This window comes from Pseudomonas sp. SWI36, from assembly GCF_002948105.1.
GTDB lineage: Bacteria > Pseudomonadota > Gammaproteobacteria > Pseudomonadales > Pseudomonadaceae > Aquipseudomonas > Aquipseudomonas alloputida.
In genome coordinates this window covers 4,431,235-4,452,500 of the sequence record NZ_CP026675.1, presented here as the reverse complement: position 1 = coordinate 4,452,500, position 21,266 = coordinate 4,431,235, and the positions used below count along the sequence as shown (strand labels likewise).

The 21,266-nt window shown below is 61.7% G+C and carries 23 protein-coding genes and 1 rRNA gene (1 of these 24 running past the window's edge); 12 read left to right on the top strand and 12 right to left on the bottom strand.

Annotation, left to right across the window (positions count from 1 at the left end; all coding sequences use genetic code 11):
- A 16S ribosomal RNA gene (locus tag C4Q27_RS21280) occupies positions 1-748 on the bottom strand; it reaches 789 nt to the left of the window's first position.
- A 473-nt stretch (positions 749-1,221) separates the two neighbouring features.
- Here C4Q27_RS21280 and rhtA point away from each other — a divergent pair.
- A complete protein-coding gene (gene rhtA, locus C4Q27_RS21275; protein ID WP_010953215.1) occupies positions 1,222-2,109 on the top strand; it encodes a threonine/homoserine exporter RhtA in 888 nt (295 codons plus the stop codon).
- 192 nt (positions 2,110-2,301) lie between these two features.
- Positions 2,302-2,583 carry a hypothetical protein gene (locus C4Q27_RS21270; protein WP_014591706.1) on the top strand — a complete coding sequence of 94 codons (282 nt, stop codon included), beginning with the start codon at positions 2,302-2,304 and terminating at the stop codon, positions 2,581-2,583.
- 39 nt (positions 2,584-2,622) lie between these two features.
- On the opposite strand, the gene C4Q27_RS21265 is transcribed toward C4Q27_RS21270, so the two are convergent.
- On the bottom strand, positions 2,623-4,431 hold the full coding sequence (locus C4Q27_RS21265; RefSeq protein ID WP_019437609.1) for an aminopeptidase P family protein: 1,809 nt from the start codon (positions 4,429-4,431) through the stop codon (positions 2,623-2,625).
- A gap of 220 nt (positions 4,432-4,651) precedes the next feature.
- Here C4Q27_RS21265 and C4Q27_RS21260 point away from each other — a divergent pair, with 220 nt between their 5' ends.
- Both C4Q27_RS21260 and C4Q27_RS21255 read left to right on the top strand, forming a co-directional pair.
- Positions 4,652-5,770, top strand: coding sequence for a DUF3182 family protein (locus C4Q27_RS21260; RefSeq protein ID WP_104887326.1), 1,119 nt, complete (start codon positions 4,652-4,654; stop codon positions 5,768-5,770).
- Positions 5,754-6,524 carry a S9 family peptidase gene (locus tag C4Q27_RS21255; RefSeq protein WP_064491048.1) on the top strand — a complete coding sequence of 257 codons (771 nt, stop codon included), beginning with the start codon at positions 5,754-5,756 and terminating at the stop codon, positions 6,522-6,524. Before C4Q27_RS21260 ends, C4Q27_RS21255 begins: the two co-directional genes overlap by 17 nt.
- Here the strand turns inward: C4Q27_RS21255 and C4Q27_RS21250 are convergent.
- Positions 6,503-6,883, bottom strand: coding sequence for an antibiotic biosynthesis monooxygenase (locus C4Q27_RS21250; protein ID WP_010953211.1), 381 nt, complete (start codon positions 6,881-6,883; stop codon positions 6,503-6,505). The two genes, C4Q27_RS21255 and C4Q27_RS21250, sit on opposite strands and share 22 nt — an antisense overlap.
- Before the next feature lie 81 nt (positions 6,884-6,964).
- Positions 6,965-7,957: a GlxA family transcriptional regulator gene (locus C4Q27_RS21245; RefSeq protein ID WP_064491047.1), complete on the bottom strand. Its 993-nt coding sequence runs from the start codon at positions 7,955-7,957 to the stop codon at positions 6,965-6,967.
- 82 nt (positions 7,958-8,039) lie between these two features.
- Here C4Q27_RS21245 and C4Q27_RS21240 point away from each other — a divergent pair, with 82 nt between their 5' ends.
- Positions 8,040-8,588 carry a cysteine hydrolase family protein gene (locus tag C4Q27_RS21240; protein ID WP_104887325.1) on the top strand — a complete coding sequence of 183 codons (549 nt, stop codon included), beginning with the start codon at positions 8,040-8,042 and terminating at the stop codon, positions 8,586-8,588.
- A gap of 48 nt (positions 8,589-8,636) precedes the next feature.
- On the opposite strand, the gene C4Q27_RS21235 is transcribed toward C4Q27_RS21240, so the two are convergent.
- The gene (locus C4Q27_RS21235; RefSeq protein WP_026031877.1) at positions 8,637-9,200 is read right to left on the bottom strand and encodes a helix-turn-helix domain-containing protein; all 564 of its coding nucleotides are present in this window, start codon (positions 9,198-9,200) and stop codon (positions 8,637-8,639) included.
- Positions 9,201-9,284: 84 nt separating this feature from the next.
- Between C4Q27_RS21235 and C4Q27_RS21230 the strand changes: the two genes are divergently transcribed.
- From C4Q27_RS21230 to C4Q27_RS21200, 7 genes are all read left to right on the top strand, one after another.
- Positions 9,285-10,235, top strand: coding sequence for a DMT family transporter (locus tag C4Q27_RS21230; protein WP_104887324.1), 951 nt, complete (start codon positions 9,285-9,287; stop codon positions 10,233-10,235).
- 149 nt (positions 10,236-10,384) lie between these two features.
- Positions 10,385-13,300 carry a monovalent cation/H+ antiporter subunit A gene (locus tag C4Q27_RS21225; protein ID WP_104887323.1) on the top strand — a complete coding sequence of 972 codons (2,916 nt, stop codon included), beginning with the start codon at positions 10,385-10,387 and terminating at the stop codon, positions 13,298-13,300.
- Positions 13,300-13,644 (top strand): Na+/H+ antiporter subunit C, encoded by a 345-nt coding sequence (locus C4Q27_RS21220; RefSeq protein ID WP_003250128.1) that lies wholly within the window; start codon positions 13,300-13,302, stop codon positions 13,642-13,644. Before C4Q27_RS21225 ends, C4Q27_RS21220 begins: the two co-directional genes overlap by 1 nt.
- Positions 13,641-15,320 (top strand): monovalent cation/H+ antiporter subunit D, encoded by a 1,680-nt coding sequence (locus C4Q27_RS21215; protein ID WP_104887322.1) that lies wholly within the window; start codon positions 13,641-13,643, stop codon positions 15,318-15,320. Before C4Q27_RS21220 ends, C4Q27_RS21215 begins: the two co-directional genes overlap by 4 nt.
- A complete protein-coding gene (locus C4Q27_RS21210) occupies positions 15,317-15,805 on the top strand; it encodes a Na+/H+ antiporter subunit E (protein WP_014591717.1) in 489 nt (162 codons plus the stop codon). The genes C4Q27_RS21215 and C4Q27_RS21210 overlap by 4 nt, the downstream gene beginning before the upstream one ends.
- Positions 15,802-16,080, top strand: a complete 279-nt coding sequence (locus tag C4Q27_RS21205; protein ID WP_003250109.1) for a K+/H+ antiporter subunit F — start codon at positions 15,802-15,804, stop codon at positions 16,078-16,080. Before C4Q27_RS21210 ends, C4Q27_RS21205 begins: the two co-directional genes overlap by 4 nt.
- Positions 16,077-16,442: a Na+/H+ antiporter subunit G gene (locus C4Q27_RS21200; protein ID WP_003250107.1), complete on the top strand. Its 366-nt coding sequence runs from the start codon at positions 16,077-16,079 to the stop codon at positions 16,440-16,442. The genes C4Q27_RS21205 and C4Q27_RS21200 overlap by 4 nt, the downstream gene beginning before the upstream one ends.
- 12 nt (positions 16,443-16,454) lie before the next feature.
- Here the strand turns inward: C4Q27_RS21200 and C4Q27_RS21195 are convergent, their stop codons facing one another.
- The 7 genes from C4Q27_RS21195 to C4Q27_RS21165 form a co-directional block, all read right to left on the bottom strand.
- Positions 16,455-16,667, bottom strand: coding sequence for a hypothetical protein (locus C4Q27_RS21195; protein ID WP_010953202.1), 213 nt, complete (start codon positions 16,665-16,667; stop codon positions 16,455-16,457).
- Complete coding sequence (locus C4Q27_RS21190; RefSeq protein WP_014591718.1) at positions 16,664-17,134, bottom strand: hypothetical protein; 471 nt, start codon at positions 17,132-17,134, stop codon at positions 16,664-16,666. Before C4Q27_RS21190 ends, C4Q27_RS21195 begins: the two co-directional genes overlap by 4 nt.
- 345 nt (positions 17,135-17,479) lie before the next feature.
- Positions 17,480-17,674, bottom strand: a complete 195-nt coding sequence (locus C4Q27_RS21185; RefSeq protein WP_012271507.1) for a hypothetical protein — start codon at positions 17,672-17,674, stop codon at positions 17,480-17,482.
- A 178-nt stretch (positions 17,675-17,852) separates the two neighbouring features.
- Entirely contained in the window at positions 17,853-18,257 is a 405-nt protein-coding gene (locus C4Q27_RS21180) for a TraR/DksA family transcriptional regulator (protein ID WP_003250099.1), read from the bottom strand.
- A 198-nt stretch (positions 18,258-18,455) separates the two neighbouring features.
- Positions 18,456-18,695, bottom strand: coding sequence for a hypothetical protein (locus tag C4Q27_RS29460; protein ID WP_177410014.1), 240 nt, complete (start codon positions 18,693-18,695; stop codon positions 18,456-18,458).
- A 653-nt stretch (positions 18,696-19,348) separates the two neighbouring features.
- Positions 19,349-20,122, bottom strand: a complete 774-nt coding sequence (locus C4Q27_RS21170; protein ID WP_003250095.1) for an enoyl-CoA hydratase — start codon at positions 20,120-20,122, stop codon at positions 19,349-19,351.
- Between the two features lie 13 nt (positions 20,123-20,135).
- A complete protein-coding gene (locus C4Q27_RS21165) occupies positions 20,136-21,263 on the bottom strand; it encodes an acyl-CoA dehydrogenase (RefSeq protein WP_104887321.1) in 1,128 nt (375 codons plus the stop codon).
- Between the last annotated feature and the right edge of the window lie 3 nt (positions 21,264-21,266).

Here is a 21,266-nt window from a genome sequence, read left to right as displayed (position 1 = left end):
GTCAGTATCAGTCCAGGTGGTCGCCTTCGCCACTGGTGTTCCTTCCTATATCTACGCATTTCACCGCTACACAGGAAATTCCACCACCCTCTACCGTACTCTAGCTTGCCAGTTTTGGATGCAGTTCCCAGGTTGAGCCCGGGGCTTTCACATCCAACTTAACAAACCACCTACGCGCGCTTTACGCCCAGTAATTCCGATTAACGCTTGCACCCTCTGTATTACCGCGGCTGCTGGCACAGAGTTAGCCGGTGCTTATTCTGTCGGTAACGTCAAAACAGCAAGGTATTAGCTTACTGCCCTTCCTCCCAACTTAAAGTGCTTTACAATCCGAAGACCTTCTTCACACACGCGGCATGGCTGGATCAGGCTTTCGCCCATTGTCCAATATTCCCCACTGCTGCCTCCCGTAGGAGTCTGGACCGTGTCTCAGTTCCAGTGTGACTGATCATCCTCTCAGACCAGTTACGGATCGTCGCCTTGGTGAGCCATTACCCCACCAACTAGCTAATCCGACCTAGGCTCATCTGATAGCGCAAGGCCCGAAGGTCCCCTGCTTTCTCCCGTAGGACGTATGCGGTATTAGCGTTCCTTTCGAAACGTTGTCCCCCACTACCAGGCAGATTCCTAGGCATTACTCACCCGTCCGCCGCTGAATCAAGGAGCAAGCTCCCGTCATCCGCTCGACTTGCATGTGTTAGGCCTGCCGCCAGCGTTCAATCTGAGCCATGATCAAACTCTTCAGTTCAATACTGCTTGGGTTTTTAAGAAACCCTAAACTTGGCTCAGCAATCTCAAATGACTATGTGATTTCTCGCATGGCCACTTGTGATGCTGATAATCTTTTTGACTATCAGTCCGTACTCACAAGCACCCACACGAATTGCTTGATTCGATTTGTTAAAGAGCGTTGGTTAAGAGCTTTTCATCTCAACCGAGGCGCGCATTCTACGCTTTCCTCAGAGCCTGTCAAGCGTTTATTTTGAAGTTTTTTGCGAGAAACTCGTTTAGCTTCAAACACTTGACTCAACACAGTGGCTAGCTTTGCTTCGCTACCGCGTTGGAGTGGTGCGCATTATAGGGAGGCCATCGAGAAGGTCAACCTTTAATTTCAATGATTTGAAATATTTCTGGCAAAGCCGCTTGAGGGCTACCACCTCCCCCACCAATTGCGCACTATATTGCTCACCACCTCCCCCGCCCAAGGATTGCCGCACTTAAATGAACACCCAACCCCGCAGCCTGGCCGCCACCCTCTTCCCGATCGGCCTACTGCTTATCGCCATGGCATCGATTCAGTCCGGCGCCTCCCTGGCCAAAAGCATGTTCCCGATCGTCGGCGCACAAGGCACCACCACCCTGCGCCTGATCTTCGCCAGCATCATCATGCTGCTTATATTGCGCCCGTGGCGGGTACGCATGACCGCCAACACGTTGCGCAATGTGGTCATCTACGGCATGGCACTGGGCGGCATGAACTTCCTCTTCTATATGGCCCTGCAAACGGTACCAATCGGTATCGCCGTCGCCTTGGAATTCACCGGCCCGTTGGCCGTGGCGATCTTCTCCTCGCGCCGAGCGATCGATTTCCTGTGGATTGCCCTGGCCATCGCAGGCCTGCTGCTGTTGCTGCCGGCAGGTCACAGCGGCCAGGCACTCGACCCAGTGGGCGCCGCCTATGCGCTGGGGGCGGGTGTGTGCTGGGCGCTGTACATCCTGTTCGGGCAACGTGCAGGGGCCGAGCACGGCATCCAGAGCGCGGCCCTGGGGGTGGTGGTCGCGGCCCTGTTCGTCGCCCCCATCGGTATCGCCCACGCCGGTAGCGCTCTGCTCACACCTGCCGTGATCCCCATGGCGTTTGCCGTTGCAATACTGTCCACCGCCCTGCCATACAGCCTGGAAATGGTTGCCCTCACGCGGATTCCGGCGCGCACGTTCGGCACCCTGATGAGCATCGAACCGGCATTTGGCGCATTGTCCGGCCTGCTTTTCCTCGGCGAGGTGCTGACGCTCACTCAATGGCTGGCGATTCTGGCAATCATTACCGCCTCGGTCGGCACCACCCTATCCATGCGCAAGGCGCCCAGCCCGGCCATCGCAGCAGACTGATATGAGAAATATTTTCATTTGAGAAAGGATTAATGATTGTAGCAGCCTGTCTCGCTGATTAAGCTGTCACAGAATCATCATCTTTACGCTATCTACTGGGCCGAACACGGACGCTGGGGGAAGGTTCAGGAAGAACCGAAGCGACAACGACAGGGTCGTGACAACTGATTTGCCCTGCATTTAAGGACAGGAATGAAACGAATTTTTCTCATCCTGGCCATCTTGGCCATTGCTGGATGTGCCGCCACAGCCAAGACCGAGGTCAAAAGGGGCAAGAAGGGCCTGCATATCAACTGCTCCGGCCTTTCTTCCTCGTGGGACAATTGCTACAGCAAGGCCGCAAGCGCCTGCAGCACGCGCGGCTACCGGGTCATTGCGCGCTCGGGCGATAGCGATGAAGAGGCCGGTGACTATTTGTTCGGCATCAACCCGGCGGGTTACACCAGCCGGAGCATGATCATCATCTGTAAATAGAGAAAAGGGCAGTTCGCAAACTGCCCTTTTTCCGCTGCGTTACAGCGGTGCAGTACGCATCTCCAGCCAGGCTAGCGCATCCCCTTGGAGCAAGGGCGCCAGGCGCTCACGTACGCAGGCGTGGTAGCCGTTCAGCCACTCCACCTCCTCCTTGGTCAGCAACTCGGGCAACAGACAGCGGGTGTCGATAGGGCACAGCGTCAAGGTTTCGAACTGCAGGAAGTCACCAAAGGCACTCTTCCCCGCTTCGCGGTTGACCACCAGGTTCTCGATGCGAACGCCCCACTGCCCCGGGCGGTACGTCCCCGGCTCGATCGAGCTGATCATGCCCACTTGCATCGCCGTCTGCGGTGCAGGTGCCGCCTGGTAGGCGATCACTTGAGGCCCCTCATGCACGTTCATGAAGTAGCCCACCCCGTGGCCGGTACCATGGCCATAGTCGACCTGGTCAGCCCAGATCGGCGCCCGGGCAATGGCGTCGAGCAACGGCGACAGCACCCCTCGCGGGAACGTGGCACGCGACAAGGCAATCATGCCCTTGAGTACACGGGTGCAGTCCTGCTTCTGAGCCTGGCTGGGGTTACCGACCGGCACCATGCGGGTAATGTCGGTAGTGCCGCCCAGGTATTGACCGCCCGAGTCGATCAGCAGCAAGCCATTACCCTCGATGAGCGCATGCGACTGCTCGGTGGCCCGGTAGTGTGGCATCGCGCCATTGCCATTGAAGGCGGCAATGGTAGAAAAGCTCAGTGACACGAAATTCGGCCGTCGAGCACGCGCGGCACTCAATTGCTCGTCAACCGTCAGCTCGGTAATGACCTCCCGGCCGAGGTTCGCCTCGAACCAGGCGAAAAACTCGCACAAGGCTGCGCCGTCCTGCTCCATGACCTGGCGAATATGCACCAGGTCGTCGTCACCCTTGCAGGACTTGCTCAGCGTGGTGGGGTTTAGCCCCTCGACAAGAATCACCTCTGCCGCCAGGTTGTCCAGCAGGCCGCAGGTGACCCGGGCCGGGTCCACCAGCAGCCGCGCCCCCGCAGGAACGGTGCCTAGCGCCTTGCCTGCTTCGCTGTAGTCGCGCACCTCGATGCCGTCGACCTCCAGCACATGACGCAGGTGCTCGTCCACCTTGTCCTGGCCCACGAACAGGATGGCCTGCTGCTGATTGATCAGGGCAAAGGCCAGGAAAACCGGATTGTAGGAGACATCGCTGCCGCGCAGGTTGAACAGCCAGGCAATGTCATCCAGGGTAGCGATGAAGTGCCAGTCGGCACCCTTGGCCTGGATGCCCTGGCGCAATTGCGCGAGCTTTTCCGCCCGGCTCACCGTGGCGTGGGGCGGCAGGTGCTGGTACACCGGGTTACCTGGCAGCGCCGGGCGCCCGTCCCAGACCTGACCCAGCAGGTCCATGTCTGTCACCAGCTGCGCTCCACGCGCCTTCAGCCGCTCAGCCAGCTGGCGCGCCGAAGCCAGGGCCATGACCGCACCATCCACTGCCACACGACCGTTGGGCTCGACATTTTCGCCCAACCATTCCAACGCCCCGGGTTTGCCCGGCAACAGTTTCATCAGTTCGATGCCGCTGCCCTTCAGCTCCTGAGCTGCCTGCTCCCAGTAGCGGCTGTCGACCCACAGCCCGGCAAAGCCGGGGGTGACCACCAGCGTACCAACCGAACCATGGAACCCCGAAAGCCACTGGCGCCCCTGCCAGTAACCGGGCAGGTATTCGGATAGGTGGGGGTCGGCCGAGGGGACCAGCAAGGCATCGATGCCCCCTGCCGCCATGGCTTGGCGCACGTGCACCAGTCGCTGCGGCACGCTTTGCTCAAGGGTGGTCTGGACGTTCATGCGCTCTCCTGCGGCTTCATAACGGTTGATCCAATAGGCCGATAATGGAACAGCCGCCAGGGCGCTGCAATCGCGACGACCAAGATACGGCATGCCTTGCCCACGACGCCCTGTGCCAATAGGACACTTCCTACAACAGGACCAGGACCACCGATCAAGTTCCCCTGAACTTCCCCAGGACACCGGCTTCACACACAGTACATTCATTGCACACAGGCAAATGACCATGCCCAGTGCCCTCGAACCGAAAGCCGGCGTGGTGTTGCTTGACACCCGCGACCACACGCCCGAACACGAGCACGGCGTTCATCTCAAGCTCGCCGAAGGCCTGGCACGTTTGCTGGGCTGCCCACTTATACAGCCCATGCGGCCGCCAGATGCAGCCGATGCCTACTATTATCTGCCAACCGAGACCCTGATCGACCCCAGACGATATGCCGCCTTGGGTATTTGCAGCGAACAGGACCTGTTTGGCGGCATGGTGCCGTACCCCTACATGGCGACCAAGGCGATCTCTCACCCGTTACCCGCCGGAGCCAGCTTCCCGCCAGGCTGGACCGACGACTTCGCCCGACAGGCCAGCGATGCCCTGCTGCGCGGCTACACCGTGTTCAGCAAAGGCGACGCTCGCACTGCCGCACAGTTGCTGCTGCTCGACGGCCCGCTGAGGGTCAAACCGGTACTGGCTTGTGCGGGACGCGGGCAACAGGTCATCACCACTGCAGATGCCCTGGAGCCTCTGCTGGCCGATATGGATGACCACACGTTGGCGCAGTGGGGCCTGGTGCTCGAAGAAGACCTGAGCGAGGTGCAAACCTTCAGCGTCGGCCAGGTGCGCGTCGCCGGCTTGACCTGCAGCTACCACGGCACCCAGCAACTGACACGCGACCATCAGGGTACCGAGGTCTACGGCGGTTCTGACCTGGTGGTGGTACGTGGCGACTATCAGGCGTTGCTACAGCTCCCACTGGACGACCACCTGCGCCTTGCCATCAACCAGGCCATGGTTTACGAACAAGCCGCCGAGCAGCACTTCCCGGGCTTTGTCGCCTCACGTCGCAACTATGACATCGCCCGCGGCATCAGCCCTTCGGGCCATCTGTGCAGCGGGGTGCTCGAACAATCCTGGCGCCTGGGTGGTGCCAGCAGTGCCGAACTGTTGGCCCTGCAGGCATTTGCCGATGACCCCGCATTGCAACGGGTGCGGGCTTCCACCCACGAAGTATTCGGCAACCCCGACCTGCCCGCTGACGCCACCCTCTTTTACCAAGGAAACGACAGTGAACTCGGACAACTCAGCAAATTTGCGCGGATTCGCGACCATGGCCATTCAGAGTGAAACCGTTGAGCTGCAGGTCGAGAATGACCGCATCGCCGGCACCTTGGTCAGCCCGGGCACCAAAATGCCGGGCATTCTCTTCGTACACGGCTGGGGCGGCAGCCAGCAACGTGACCTAGCCCGCGCCCGGCATATCACCGGACTGGGATGTGTGTGCATGACCTTCGACCTGCGCGGTCACGAAAAAACTGAAAGCCAGCGCCTCACGGTCACCCGTGAACAAAACCTGCAGGACTTGCTGGTGGCTTACGATCGACTGGTCAGCCACCCGGCGGTCGACAGCAGCGCCATCGCCATTATCGGCAGCAGCTATGGCGGTTACCTGGCGACTCTGCTGACCCGCGAACGGCCGGTCAGATGGCTGGCCCTGCGGGTACCTGCCATGTACTGGGATGACGAATGGGGCAGCCCGAAGCAAACCCTTGACCGTCAACGCCTGAATGCCTATCGCCAGCGCCCCCTGGGCCCGGCCGACAACCGCGCGCTGGCCGCGTGCGCCGAATTCGGCGGGGATGTGTTGCTGGTGGAGTCCGAGCAGGATGACTACGTGCCGCACAGTACCTTGATGAACTACCGCTCGGCGTTCATCAACGCCCACTCGCTCACCCATCGCATCGTCGACGGCGCCGACCACGCGCTGTCCAGCGAACAGAGCCAGAAAGCGTATAGCTCGCTCCTGGCGGCATGGATCAGCGAAATGGTCATCGGTGCCCGCCTGGACCGCTACCCGCACTACGCACCTTGGTATGCCTGAGGACCGCCCATCTGGCAATGCAGCACGCCATCGTCCCCGCGCACCAGGCTGCGCAGGGCCTGGTAGGCGGCGAAGTTGACACCGCGTGCCTGATGCTGGCCCAGCAGGTCAAGAAACGATTCCTCGACGAAGTGCACGGCCGCCGCAGCCCAGGCCTGGCGTGACTGCCATTGCAGGTACTGCAACACCCGACAGCCATCGTCGCTGGCCTGGATGCTCACACCCTGCAGCCCTTCGCAACGCGCAGCCAATGCTTCACTACGCTCCACCAGGGCCTGAGCCAATGCTTGCTGGTACATACTGGGTACTTCGTATTCGATCATCTGGGTGAACCACAAGGCATGAGGTGTTGCCAACATCGACAGTCTCCTGGCTACGTACGCATGCAGCGCGATGCCGAGCAGGGTAAGACCTCAAGTAAAGTCAAGGTCAAGTGGTTTCTACAGACCCTGGCCGGATACCGCAAACCGCCGCCGATAGTCACTCGGGGTAAGGCCGATGACACGCTGGAACACCTTGCGAAACGCGCCCGGATCCTGGTAACCGACACCCCACGCGATCTGTTCGACGGTGCGCCGGGTAAACTCCAGCAAGCGGCACGCCCGCCCCACCCTCACCTGCTGGCAATACTCGGTCGGGCGCAGCCCGGTAGCGGCACGAAAGCGCCGCAAGAAAGTGCGCGCCTCCAGCCCCGCGCAGGCCGCCATCGTGGCCAGGTCGGCATCCTGCCCGCCATTGCCCTGCAACCAGTGCTGCACCTTCAACACGGCTTCGTCGCCGTGGTCCAGGCGCGGGTTGAACACAGCGCCGGGCAGCGGCGCCGCGACCGGATCGACGGCCAGATAGCGGGCAGTCTCCTGAGCCACCGTCGCCCCCAAAAAGCGCTCCAGCAGGCGCAAACCGAGGTCCGTCCAGGCCATCAACCCTGCCGAGGTCACGATGTCGCCGTCATCCAGCAACGGCTGCTGGGCCTCTACCCGCACCCTGGGGAAGCGCTGGGCAAGCGCCTGTACATAGTTCCAGTGCGTGCAGGCCGGGCGCCCGTCGAGCAAACCGCTGGCGGCAATGAAAAATACACCGATGCATACCGACGCCAGCACCGTACCACGCCCGTGCAGCAGGCACAGCGGCGCGCGGTGGCGTTCGAGCAATTCGGTTTGCGGGGCCGACTCCAGGCTTGGCGGAATGATCAGGACGCGCAGGCCCGGTACGGTGACAGCAGAGTTATCCGACGCAGGCAACAACTGCCCCGTCTCATCTGCCTGCCAGCAACTGACGCGAATGTGTGGCAACTCGACGGCCCCCAGTTCGGCCGCCACCCGGTTGGCCACCAGGAACAGGTCGGCCAGGCCATGCACAGCGGCGCGCTGCACGCCGGGGTACAACAGCAAGCCGATATCCAGGTTAGCGCTGGTGTCAGTTTTTGCCCGCATAGTGTCGTTCGCGCCAATCCTCAGGTGGGTGAACACAGCCTATAACTAACGTCTCTCGACGACTACTGCCACAGGAGGCAGCATGAGCAAGCAGGCACTGATCATCATCGACATCCAGAACGACTACTTCCCCGGCGGCAAGTGGCCCCTCGATGGCGTCGACCAGGCAGCCGACAACGCCGCCCGCCTGCTGGCAGCAGCACGCAAGCGCGGCGACCTGGTGGTGCATGTGCGGCATGAGTTCGACACTGCCGATGCCCCCTTCTTTGCCCCCGGTTCGCAGGGTGCGGCCATCCACGCCAAGGTCGAGCCATTGCCGGGCGAGCCGGTGGTGCTCAAGCACAAGGTCAACGCCTTTCTCGGTACCGATCTTGAGCACACGCTGGACCGGCATGGCGTCGAGGCGCTGACCATCGTCGGCAGCATGAGCCACATGTGCATTGATGCTGCCACCCGGGCTGCGGCCGATATGGGCTATCAAGTGACCGTGGCGCACGATGCCTGCGCAACCCTGCCACTGACGTTCGACGGCAAGCAGGTGCCGGCGGCTCATGTGCACGATTCGGCGATGGCGGCGCTGGCGTTTGCCTATGCCGATGTGGTGAAGACCGACGAGCTGCTGAAAAACTGATCGGCTTGAGACCTTTGGGGCCGCACAGCAGCCCCAAAGCCTGCTGCCTCAAATCACCACATTGCGCACAAACCGAACAGCCACCACGCCATCGTTACGGTAGGCATACCGGCAATTGCTGGGGAACACATGGAACTGCCCCACCTGCAAGCGATGCTCGACATCTTCGATGATCAGCGTCAGTTGCCCATCGACCACGTAGATCTGCTCGCTCCAGCCTTCGGCATCGGCCTCACTGCAATAGCACTCCCCCGGTGCCAGGGTCCATTCCCAAAGTTCCACCTCGCGCCTTGCCGGGCTGGTGCCCAGCAACACCGCTCGGCTCTGCGGGTGTTCGCCAGCCCACGCCAGCTCTTCAATGCGCCCGGGGTCGCGCAGCTCCGGCGCCTGGATCAGGGTACTGAAAGCCACGCCCAAGGCTTCGGCAATCAGGTCCAATGTGGTCAGGCTGACATTCTTCTCGCCCGCCTCGATCGCGACCAGCATGCGCCGGCTGACCCCTGAACGCTCGGCCAGCGCCGCCTGACTCAAGCCGGCGGCGTTGCGCAGGCGGCGCACATTGAGGCTGACATGTTGCAGCACCGATGCCCGGTGCGAAGAATCCTTGTGCACTATATTGCTCACTGGTCGAGATTGCGCAGTATACTGCCCACTTTTGCGGCGATTGTGCGCCGCCCTTTCCGAGTGTGCAAGACCATGAACCAGCCCAGCAACAAGCCCACCCCTGCCGCCACCTTCCGCCTGAGCAAGGCCGAACTGGTGCTGGTATTCATCACCATGTTGTGGGGCGGCACGTTCCTGTTGGTGCATAACGTGATGGCCGTCAGCGGCCCGATGTTCTTCGTCGGCCTGCGCTTTGCGGCAGCCGCGCTGTTCGTTGGTGTGGTCTCGGCGCGAGCGCTGCCCGGCCTGACCTTCACCGAACTGAAGGCCGGCATGCTGATCGGCGTGTCGATCATGCTCGGCTATGGCCTGCAGACCATGGGCCTGCAGACCATCAGCAGCAGCCAGTCAGCGTTCATCACTGCGCTGTACGTCCCGTTCGTGCCGCTGCTGCAGTGGCTGGTGCTGGGGCGTCGCCCTGGCCTGATGCCCAGCATGGGTATCTGCCTGGCATTCATCGGCCTGATGCTGCTGGCCGGGCCGGAAGGCGGCAGCCTGCGTTTCAGCGAGGGCGAACTGGTCACCCTGATCAGCGCCGTGGCCATCGCCGGTGAAATCATTCTGATCAGCCGCTACGCCGGTCAGGTCGATGTGCGCCGGGTTACTGTGGTGCAACTGGCGACTGCATCGCTGCTGGCGTTCCTGATGATCGTGCCGACCCAGGAGCGCATCCCCGACTTCTCCTGGCTGTTGCTTGCCAGCGCAGTGGGCCTGGGCGCAATGAGTGCGGTGATCCAAGTGGCAATGAACTGGGCACAGAAGTCGGTCTCGCCGACCCGCGCCACACTCATCTATGCCGGTGAACCGGTGTGGGCCGGCATCGTCGGGCGTCTGGCTGGCGAGCGCCTGCCTGGCGTGGCGCTGCTCGGCGGCCTGCTGATCGTGGTTGCCGTGGTGGTCAGTGAACTCAAGGTGCGACGCCCTCGCGAAACCGTCGAAACACGCGATGTGCAGAACCCAGGCGAACGCCAGGCGGGGCTGTAAAACAGTCAGCAGCGGCTATTCTTTGTAAAAAACTGTTATAAAAAAACCGCTTGTCACAGCCGGTTTGTAGGATTCTGCGACAGCTTGCGTGTTGGTGATAAACACCTCGGCACGTATGATTCTTGCAAACTTCTCCAGAATAGGCCGCTATGTCCTTGATAGTGCTATTGCTTCTGCCGTTCGTGGGCAGTTGCCTGGCAGCTGTGCTGCCGCACAACGCACGTAACGCCGAGTCCATTCTTGCCGGGCTCGTAGCCTTGGTCGGCACCGTCCAGGTAGCACTTCTGTACCCTCAGATTGCCCATGGTGGCGTCATTCGCGAAGAGTTCCTGTGGTTACCCAGCCTGGGGCTGAACCTGGTGTTGCGCATGGACGGCTTTGCCTGGCTGTTCTCGTTGCTGGTACTGGGCATTGGCACGCTGGTATCGCTGTATGCGCGCTACTACATGTCACCGCAAGACCCGGTACCACGCTTCTTCGCGTTCTTCCTGGCCTTCATGGGCGCCATGCTCGGCCTGGTCATCTCCGGCAACCTGATCCAACTGGTGTTCTTCTGGGAACTGACCAGCCTGTTCTCCTTCCTGCTGATCGGCTACTGGCACCACCGCGCCGACGCCCGTCGCGGCGCCTACATGGCGCTGATGGTAACCGGTGCAGGCGGCTTGTGCCTGCTGGTAGGGGCCCTGCTGCTCGGCCATGTGGTCGGCAGCTATGACCTGGACAAGGTCCTGGCTGCCGGGCATACCATCCGCCAGCATGCGCTTTACCCGGTGCTGCTGCCCCTGATACTCATCGGCGCCCTGACCAAGAGCGCACAGTTTCCCTTCCAGTTCTGGCTGCCCCACGCCATGGCAGCGCCCACACCGGTGTCGGCCTATTTGCACTCTGCAACCATGGTCAAGGCCGGGGTGTTCCTGCTGGCACGCCTGTGGCCGGTACTTTCCGGTAGCGAGGAGTGGTTCTGGATCGTCGGCGGTGCCGGCGCCCTCACCCTGCTGCTCGGCGCTTTCGCCGCCATGTTCCAGAATGACCTCAAGGGCCTGCTGGCCTATTCGACCATCAGCCACCTGGGCCTGATTACCCTGCTGCTGGGCCTTAACAGCCCGCTGGCTGCCGTCGCCGCGGTATTCCACATTCTCAACCATGCCACCTTCAAGGCCTCGCTGTTCATGGCCGCCGGTATCATCGACCACGAGAGCGGCACCCGTGACATTCGCCGCCTCAGCGGCCTGATCCGCCTGGTGCCCTACACCGCGACCCTGGCCATGGTCGCCAGCGCTTCGATGGCCGGCGTGCCGCTGATGAACGGCTTCCTGTCGAAGGAAATGTTCTTCGCCGAAACGGTATTCATCAGTTCCACCGCCTGGGTCGAGGCCACGCTGCCGGTAATCGCCACCCTGGCCGGCACCTTCAGCGTGGCGTATGCCCTGCGTTTTACCGTCGATGTGTTCTTCGGGCCGACAGCCCAGGACCTGCCCCATACCCCGCACGAGCCGCCACGCTGGATGCGTGCTCCGGTGGAGCTGCTGGTGCTCACGTGCCTGGTAGTGGGCATCTTCCCCACCCAGTCGGTCGGCCCCCTGTTGGCCGCTGCGGCCCTGCCGGTGGTTGGCGGCACCCTGCCGGAATACAGCCTGGCCATCTGGCATGGCTGGAACGCGCCGATGATCATGAGCCTGGTCGCCATGAGCGGCGGCATCGTCCTGTACCTGTTGCTGCGCAAACAACTGCGCCTGGGTCGCTTCCCCTACCCGCCCGTGATCGAGCGCTTCAATGGCAAGCGGCTGTTCGAGCACGGCCAGGTTCACCTGATGTTGCTGGCGCGTCGCATCGAACGCCTGTTCACCACCCGGCGGCTGCAGTCGCAGCTGTTCATGCTGGTATTCGCCGCGTTCCTCGCGGGCCTCACGCCGATGCTCAATAGCGGCCTGAGCTGGGGTGATCGCCCGAAGATTCCGGGTTCCGGTGTATTCGTCGCCCTGTGGCTGATCGCCATTGCCTGCGCCATCGGCGCCGCCTACCAGGCCAAGTACCACCGCCTGGCGGCACTGATCATGGTCAGCGTCTGCGGCCTGATGACCTGCATCACCTTCGTCTGGTTCTCTGCGCCCGACCTGGCACTGACCCAGTTGGTGGTGGAAGTGGTCACCACCGTGCTGATCCTGCTCGGCCTGCGCTGGCTGCCACGGCGTATCGAAGGCGTGTCACCGCTGCCGGGTAGCCTGGAGCGCGCGCGCATGCGCCGCCTGCGCGACTTGCTGCTGGCCGTGCTGGTGGGTGGCGGCATGGCCGTGCTGTCGTACGCCATGCTGACCCGGCCCACGCCCAACGACATTTCCTCGTTCTATCTGAGCCGTGCGTTGCCTCAGGGCGGCGGCACCAATGTGGTCAATGTCATGCTGGTCGACTTCCGCGGCTTCGATACCCTCGGTGAAATCACCGTGTTGGTGGCTGTGGCGCTGACGGTGTTCGCCCTGCTACGGCGCTTCCGTCCTCCGAAAGAGAGCATGCAGCTGCCGGCGCAACAACGCCAGCTGGCGCCGGACGTAGTCACCGACCTGATCAACCCGCGGCATGCCACCGATACCGCGCTGGGCTTCATGATGGTGCCGGCAGCGCTGGTGCGCCTGCTGCTGCCGATCGCCTTGCTGGTGTCGATGTACCTGTTCATGCGCGGGCACAACCAGCCCGGTGGCGGGTTTGTCGCTGGCTTGGTCATGTCGGTGGCGTTCATCCTCCAGTACATGGTGGCCGGCACCCAGTGGGTCGAGGCGCAGATGAGCCTGCGGCCGCTGCGCTGGATGGGTACCGGGCTGCTGTGCGCGACCCTGACCGGCGTCGGCGCCATGCTGCTGGGTTACCCGTTCCTCACCACCCATACCGCCCACTTGCACCTGCCGTTGCTGGGTGATGTGCACGTGGCCAGCGCGCTGTTCTTCGATATTGGCGTATACACCGTCGTGGTCGGCTCGACCCTGCTGATCCTCACGGCCCTGGCGCACCAGTCGGTGCGCGCCTACCGCCCGGGCAACCCGGCAAAAACCAGCCAAGCAGGAGCCGCCTGATGGAAGAAGTGATTGCAGTCGCCATCGGCGTGCTGGCTGCCTCCGGAGTGTGGCTGATCCTGCGCCCGCGTACCTACCAGGTGATCATGGGCCTGTGCCTGCTTTCTTACGGGGTCAACCTGTTCATCTTCAGCATGGGCAGCCTGTTCATCGGCAAGGAGCCAATCATCAAGGATGGCGTTACCCAGGACCTGTTGCATTACACCGACCCGCTGCCACAAGCACTGGTGCTCACCGCCATCGTCATCAGTTTCGCCATGACCGCGCTGTTCCTGGTGGTGCTGCTGGCCTCGCGCGGCCTGACCGGTACCGACCACGTGGATGGCCGGGAGCGTGACGAATGAGTGATCTGAGTCAACTGATTGTCGCCCCCATCCTGCTGCCGCTGATTACGGCGGCGATAATGTTGCTGCTGGGTGAAAAGCACAGGCACATCAAGGCCAGGCTGAACCTGCTGTCTACCTTCTCCGGCCTGGCAATCGCGGTCTGTCTGCTGCTGTGGGTGCGCACCCAGGGCCAGGCAGCGTCGATCGGCGTGTACCTGCCGGGCAACTGGCCGGCGCCATTCGGTATCGTGCTGGTGGTGGACCACCTGTCCGCGCTCTTGCTGACCCTGACCGGGGTCATCGGTTTCAGCGCGCTGCTATTTGCCCGTGCCCGCTGGGACGGTGCTGGGGCCAGCTTCCATGCGCTGTTCCAGATTCAGCTGATGGGGCTGTACGGCGCCTTCCTCACCGCCGACCTGTTCAACCTGTTCGTCTTCTTCGAAGTGCTGCTGGCCGCCTCCTATGGCCTGCTGCTGCATGGTTCGGGGCGTGCGCGGGTGCGCGCAGGCCTGCACTACATCGCTATCAACCTGTTTGCCTCGTCGCTGTTCCTGATCGGCGCAGCGATGCTGTATGGCGTGACCGGCACCCTGAACATGGCCGACCTGGCGCTGAAAGTTCCACTGGTACCGGAGGCCGACCGTGGCCTGCTGCATGCCGGCGCGGCAATCCTGGCCATGGCCTTCCTGGTCAAGGCCGGTATCTGGCCGCTGAACTTCTGGCTGGTGCCAGCTTACGCGTCTGCCAGCGCGCCGGTGGCTGCACTGTTCGCCATCATGACCAAAGTCGGCCTGTACGCCGTGCTGCGCCTTTGGACATTACTGTTCTCCGGGCAGGCCGGGGCCTCGGCGCATTTCGGCGGCGAATGGCTGGTTTACGGCGGCCTGGTTACCCTGGCGGTGGCAGCGGTATCAATCCTGGCGGCACAGCGCCTGGAGCGTATGGCGGCACTCAGTATCCTGGTCTCGGCCGGCACGCTGCTGGGTGCGGTGGGTTTTGCCCAGGCGGCTCTGACCGGCGCGGCGCTGTTCTACCTGGTCAACTCGACCCTTGCACTGTGCGCACTGTTCCTGCTCGCCGAACTGGTCGAACGCTCACGCTCGGCCAATGAAGCGCCGCTGGACGAAGAAGAAGACGCCATGCCGCCGCCACTGGAATCGCTGCTCCCGCCCAAGGGCATCAACCTCGACGATGAACAGCAGGTGGTAATCGGCCAGATCATCCCGTGGACCATGGCCTTCCTCGGCCTCAGCTTCATTGCCTGCGCACTACTGATCATCGGCATGCCGCCGCTGTCGGGCTTTGTCGGCAAGCTCAACCTGATCAGCGCGCTGTTCAATCCACTGGGCCTCGGCGTACCGGCCGAGCAGCCGCTGAGTGCCGCCGGCTGGGGCCTGGTAGCGTTGCTGATCCTGTCCGGCATGGCCTCGCTGATCGCCTTCGGCCGCGTCGGCATCCAGCGTTTCTGGAAGCCCGAAGAGCGCCCGTCACCGGTGCTGCGGCGCTATGAATGCCTGCCCATCGTCATCCTGCTCGGCTTGTGCCTCATCCTCAGCTTCAAGGCCGAGCCGTTGCTGCGCTACACCCAAGACACTGCCGCCAGCCTGCAGGCCCCCGATGCCTATATCAAAGCCGTGATGGCCGCCCAGCCGATTCCTGGCCCCACCTCGCGCGACGTACAGGTGCAGCCATGAACCGACTGTTCCCCGCTCCACTGTTATCGGTCTCGCTGTTTGGCCTGTGGCTGCTGCTGAACCTCTCGGTCAGCCCCGGCAACCTGCTGCTGGGCGCTGCACTTGGCATACTGGCGCCACTGTTGATGGCGCCCCTGCGCCCGCAGCATGCACACGTAAGGCGCCCCCTGGCCATCGCCCGCCTCATCTGCCGGGTCGGCATCGATGTGATCACCTCCAACCTGCTGGTGGCCCGTGGTGTGCTGCGGGCCGGCAAGCAGCCGCCACGCTCTGCGTTCGTTCACATACCATTGGCATTGCGTGACCCCCACGGCCTGGCAGCGCTGTCGATGATCACCACGGTGGTGCCTGGCACAGTCTGGTCCGAACTGGCACTGGACCGCAGTGTGCTGTTGCTGCATGTGTTTGAGCTGGACGATGAAGCGGCCTTCATACAGCACTTCAAGGACACTTACGAACGCCCGCTTATGGAGATTTTCCAATGACAGGCCTGCTCGCCAATGCCGTCCTCGCCAGCCTGTTCATCTTCGCCCTGGCCATGGGCCTGGCGCTGATCCGGCTGTTCCGTGGCCCGTCCGCCCAAGACCGTGTTCTGGCCCTGGACTACCTGTACATCCTGGCCATGCTCACCATGCTGGTGCTGGGTATCCGTTATGCCAGTGACACCTACTTCGAAGGTGCCCTGCTGATTGCACTGTTTGGTTTCGTCGGCTCGTTTGCCTTGGCCAAGTTTCTGCTGCGCGGTGAGGTGATCGAATGACTGAAGCCCTGGTACTGCCGTTCTGGCTGGAGCTGGTCACCGCCGCGCTATTGCTCACCGGCAGCCTGTTCGCCCTGGTCGGTGCTATAGGCCTGGTACGCCTGAAAGACTACTTCCAGCGCATGCACCCGCCAGCGCTGGCCTCGACCCTTGGTGCCTGGTGCGTTGCACTGGCCTCGATCATCTACTTTTCGTGGCTCAAGGGCACCCCTGTGCTCCACGCGTGGCTGATTCCGATCCTGCTGTCGATCACCGTGCCGATAACCACGCTGTTGCTGGCGCGGGCGGCGCTATTTCGCAAGCGCATGTCGAAAGAGCCGGTGCCTGAAGAGGTCAGCAGCGGCCGGGACCGTGGCAATTGAAGGTTTGCCGTCTCAACCTTGGCTGAGACGCTGCAACTCGCGCCGGACCATGGCGGCATACGGTGGCGGGCTGAGGCGATAGAGCTCAGCCGCCACCCAAGTCAACCAGGCGCCTTGCAGCTTCTCACGCCCGGCCAGCAAACGTTCTGCCTCAGCTACGGCATCTGCCTGGTGCTGCCGATGAAACTCGGCCCGCGAGGCTGGTGAGTCGTGACTGTCGGTCATTCACTGGCCTTGAAGGTGGTCAGTTCACCCTTGCGCCATTTGGCGACTTTGCCAGTCACTGCTTTAAGCAACTTGCCCAGGCCTTCCTGCACTTGCTGCTGCGCGGCGAATACCAGCATCACGCCATGGCCTTCACGAAATACGATGCCCTCGCCTTCCGGCACAGAAACGAAGGCGTAATCACCCACGCCATACACATTCAACTTGATGTCGCGAAAGCGCATTTCCAGCTTGCCACCTTCGCGGCTGGGCAATACGGCAGCACGAAAGTGGTCGCCGACTTTCAGTTCAAGGCGCTGCTTGTCATCGACTACCAGTGCACTCTCGGTGTCGATTTCGGCCATGTACAGGCCTTCGGGACTCTGTTCGGTGACATAGATGAAGCGGCCCTGAAACAGTTGGGCCAATTTACCGCGCAAGTCGCCCAGGGCGAACAACGCATGTGTATCAAGTGTGCTGACTGCCAATGAAGTAATCCTCAACCGGTTACAACCCGCCCTCACCCAAGCTCGGGGAGGCACGGCCATTTCTTATCGATAGGCAAAAAGAGTAATAAAGCGATATGCGAAATGTCTGTGCTCGCTGACGATGCAGCGCGCAGGAATCTTTACTCTGGTTTGCCAGAATCGCCTTCAACCGAAGGCGTTTGGCTCATTCCCGGCTTGGGAAGCGTGATGCCTGAAATCACTCGCCAGAAAACGCAACCAATGGCGTGAGCCTGCTAGAAGACAAGCCCTGGCATCCATGTGCGCATTACTGTAGGACAAATATGCCCGAAAACACCGAAACCCGTCGAGAGGCAATAAACATTTTCAGGCAGCCAGCCCTTTCTTCAGCTGCTGCTGCCAGGCAGCCTGGCACTCAAGCGCTTCTTCGCGCGTGGCGAAGGCGGTGCCGCGACGCTCGCCATTGACCAGCACAACCCAGCAAATACGCTTGCCCAGCGCCTGCAAGGTGGCCGGCACACCTGACCCTATCATCACAGCCACATCGACTCGGCTATTCATCATTCCCTCCGGAACTTAATTAGCACCCTAACGATAAAGCCATGATACGCCTGACAGTGGTGCGGAAACAGCGCATTGCGGTACAGCAGTGTTTCGTAAGGCGCAACAAAAACGGTCTCGTCGAGAAACGCAAAAAGCCCCAGGGATAGCTCCGAGGGGCTTGGCACCACGCGCGGTTTTATACCTGGCGCTGGTGGCGGTCGAGCTGCTCGTGGCGCTCCTGAGCTTCGATGCAGTACTTGGTGGTCGGGCTGATCAGCAAGCGCTTCAGGCCGATGGGCTCACCACTGTCATCGCACCAGCCGAAGCTTTCGTCGGCAATACGGTCCAGGGCCATTTCAAGCTGTGGCAGCAGGCGCTGGTCGCGGTCGATGGCATTTACCAGCCAGCTACGTTCTTCTTCGACCGAAGCCACGTCGGCAGGGTCTGACGGAGTGTCCAGGCCTTCGATGGTGGTGCGGCTGAGTTCGATGCGTTCATGGGTTTCGACTTTCATCGCCTGCAGCAGCTCAGTAAAGAAGGCAAGCTGGTCGGCGTTCATGTAGTCATCGGCCGACATGGCCAGCAACTGTTCCTTGGTCATCGATTTCTCTATGAAAAAATGTGCATTTGGGCGATTCATGTGCCGTCGATGCCTATGCATCGCCAGCGGAATTCTTCAAGCGCCAACCGGCACTCTTTTACAGGGGGCGGCAGTCTAAGGCGCCACGCCGCGTGGAGCAACTGCAAATGGGTGCGAATTTGCTTCCACTGCTCACAATCCGCCGGTCGGCACCCCAGCTCAGCTGAAGGGCCAGTAGTAAACTGTGATTCTGGCAGTGCCCATCCGCCTGCTGTTGCTGTTGCTGTTGCTGTTGCCGTTGCCGTTGCCGTTGCCGTTGCCGTTGCCGTTGCCGTTGCCGTTGCCGTTGCCGTTGCCGTTGCCGTTGCCGTTGATCTTGATCTTGATCTTGATCTTGATCTTGATCTTCGCGACTTCAGGAGGCCGAACGCAGGCCTTGCGGAGGCAGGTGACGGGCATGGATGCCCGTCAAGCGCTGAGGCCCCAGGATGGGGCCTTCGGCGCGGTCCTGCCGGGAGCAAGGCCGGAGTGAGGGTACCCCGGAGCGTAGCGCAGGGGCCGGATGATGGGAGCGCAGCGTTTTTTGGTTACTTTTTGTCGCGTTTGACAAAAAGTGACTCGCCGTAAGGGCGAAAAGGTGAGTCAGCGTCGCCATCGCAAATGGACGGTTCGCTGAGTCAAAACAGACGAGTTCGCTTCTTGCTTCTTGCTTCTTGCTTCTTGGATGTGGGCATTCACATCGAGTAGGTATTCATTCACGCAGGTGGCGCATAGTCACCTTTCCGCCCTTACGGCGGGTCACTTTTTGTCAAACGCGACAAAAAGTAACCAAAAAACGCTGCGCTCCCATCATCCGGCCCCTGCGCTACGCTCCGGGGTTCCCTCGCTCCGGGCTTGCTCCCGGGAGTACGCGCTGCAGGCCCCATCCATGGGGCCTCAGCGCTTGACGGGCATCCATGCCCGTCACCTCCCTCCGCAAGCCCTACGCTCGGCCTCCTGAAGTCGCAATCTGCGTCGCCTGAACTATCGCGCACTTCGAAGCAAAAGCCACAGCAACGGCAACGGCAACGGCAACGGCAACGGCAACGGCAACGGCAACGAACCGAGTCTGATCAACGGTCCTTGAACTGTGCCTCGCGCTTAGCGATGAATGCGGCCATGCCTTCTTTCTGGTCTTCGGTGGAGAAAGCCGCATGGAAGACCCGACGCTCAAAGCGAACCCCCTCGCTGAGGGTGACTTCAAATGCCCGGTTGACGCTCTCCTTGACCATCATGCTCACCGGAATCGACTTGCTGGCAATGGTCGCCGCCACCTTCAGCGCCTCTTCCACCAGCTCTGCCTGCGGCACGATCCGCGCCACCAGGCCTGCACGCTCGGCTTCTTCCGCGCCCATCAGGCGGCCGGTCAGGCAAAGCTCCATGGCCTTCGCCTTACCCACCGCACGCGTCAGGCGCTGGGTACCGCCCATGCCCGGCAGCACGCCCAGGTTGATTTCCGGTTGACCAAATTTGGCATTGTCCGCAGCGAGGATAAAGTCGCACATCATCGCCAGCTCACAGCCGCCGCCCAAGGCAAATCCAGACACTGCAGCAATGATCGGCTTACGGCGATTGGCGATGCGGTCGGCGTCGCTGAACAGGTCGTCGACGTAGATCTGCGGGTATTGCAGCTCGGCCATTTCCTTGATGTCGGCGCCAGCAGCAAAGGCTTTGGCCGAGCCTGTCAGCACCACGCAGCCGATGTTCGGGTCGCGCTCGAGCTGGTCCAGAGCCTGGTTGATCTCGCCGACAATCTGCGCGTTCAGCGCATTGAGCGCCTGCGGGCGGTTGAGGGTGATCAGGCCAACCTTGCCGTGGATGTCCAACAGGATGGTTTCGAATGCCATGCAGTCTGCTCCTTCAAAGATTGCGCGCAATGACCATGCGCTGAATGTCGCTGGTGCCTTCGTAGATCTGGCAAACCCGAACGTCGCGGTAGATCCGCTCCAGCGGGAAGTCACTCAGATAGCCATAACCGCCCAGGGTCTGCAAGGCGTCCGAACAGACCTTTTCGGCCATTTCCGAGGCAAACAGCTTGGCCATCGACGCTTCCACCAGCGCCGGGCGCCCCGCATCACGAAGGGCAGCGGCGTGCAATACCATCTGCCGGGCAACGGAAATTTTCGTTGCCATGTCGGCCAGGCGAAACGCCACGGCCTGGTGCTCGATCAGCGGTTTGCCAAAGCTCAGGCGCTCGTTGGCGTAGTCGCGCGCCACTTCGAACGCCGCGCGGGCCATACCCACCGCTTGCGAGGCGATGCCGATACGGCCGCCTTCAAGGTTGGCCAGGGCGATCTTGTAGCCTTCACCCTCCGCGCCCAGCCGGTTGGCCACTGGCACGCGCACATTGTCGAAAACGATCTGGCAGGTGTCGGAGGCGTGCTGGCCGAGTTTGTCCTCCACCCGCGCTACCTGGTAGCCCGGCGAATCGGTCGGCACGATGAAGGCGCTGATGCCACGCTTGCCGGCCTCCGGGTCGGTGACTGCAAACACGATCACGACGCCGGCGTTCTGCCCCGAGGTAATGAACTGCTTGCTGCCATTGAGCACGTAATGGTCGCCTTCCAGGCGGGCGCGGGTCTTCAGGCTGCTGGCATCGGAGCCAGCCTGCGGCTCGGTCAGGGCGAAAGCACCGAGCATCGCACCTGTCGCCAGCGGGGTGAGGAACTGTTCTTTCTGCTGCTCGTTGCCGAAGCGCAGGATCGGCACGCAACCCACCGAGTTGTGCACGCTCATGATGGTCGAGCAGGCGCCATCGCCCGCAGCGATTTCCTCCAAGGCCATGGCATAGGCCACATAACCGGTGTCGCTACCGCCCCACTGCTCCGGCACCAGCATGCCGAACAGGCCCAGTTCGGCCATCTCGTCGATGGCCTCTTTCGGGAAGCGATGTTCCTTGTCCCATTGCTCGGCAAACGGTCTCAGGCGCTCCTGGGCGAAGGCACGTACCGCGTCGGCGATCTGTTGTTGCTCGTCATTTACCAGCATGGT